This is a genomic window from Bacillus sp. SIMBA_005, assembly GCF_046535585.1.
Classification (GTDB): Bacteria; Bacillota; Bacilli; order Bacillales; family Bacillaceae; genus Bacillus; species Bacillus pumilus.
The window spans coordinates 1-271 of the sequence record NZ_JAWRWI010000416.1 but is presented as its reverse complement, the minus strand read 5'-3'; the positions used below and the strand labels follow the sequence as shown (position 1 = coordinate 271).

Here is a 271-nt window from a genome sequence, read left to right as displayed (position 1 = left end):
CAATGAAGCCCATATTCAGCATCTCATCCGCTTCATCAATGACCAAATAAGAGAGACGATCCAACGGCAGCGTGCCTTTTTCGATATGATCCAGAACACGTCCCGGCGTGCCGACAACAATGTGGCTTTTTTGCTTAAGCTCAGCTTTTTGTTTATCAAAGGAGGATTTTCCAAATACGGCTGTCGCTTTGATCCGTTTAAATCGTCCGATGTTCGTGATATCTTCCTTTACTTGCACCGCAAGCTCACGGGTTGGAGTTAAAATAAGCGC

1 protein-coding gene is annotated in these 271 nt (G+C 45.4%); it reads right to left on the bottom strand.

Going from position 1 to position 271, the window contains the following annotated elements:
• Positions 1–271 (bottom strand): DEAD/DEAH box helicase family protein (locus SB660_RS20690; protein WP_410584225.1); only part of this gene is annotated, 271 nt, incomplete at both ends.